Raw genomic sequence first — 273 nt, forward strand, 5'->3', positions numbered from 1 at the left:
TAGTAAGCCCCTTGTTGCTGATTTAATAAATCAGCCGGATTGGTTGAAGCACGGTGGCAATATATTGCTATTTGGCGCCAGTGGTCTTGGTAAAACGCATATCGCCAGTAGTATCGGTTATGGCCTTATCGAGCAGGGCCATAAAGTTAAGTTTGTTGCCGCGTCAGCGATTGTTCAACAACTCCAGCAAGCAAAGCGACATTTACGCTTGCAAGACGAACTTGTAAAGCTCGATAAATACAGCTTATTAATCGTTGATGACGTTGGTTACGT

General features: G+C 44.0%; 1 protein-coding gene. It reads left to right on the forward strand.

What is annotated here, in order from left to right; translation table 11 throughout:
• The coding region (locus tag ACT3RM_RS18300; RefSeq protein WP_444511569.1) for an ATP-binding protein at positions 1-273 on the forward strand (273 nt) is incomplete at both ends.

Origin of the sequence: Pseudoalteromonas sp. AOP7-A1-14, assembly GCF_052376275.1 — a bacterium.
In the GTDB taxonomy this organism is placed as follows: Bacteria; Pseudomonadota; Gammaproteobacteria; order Enterobacterales; family Alteromonadaceae; genus Pseudoalteromonas.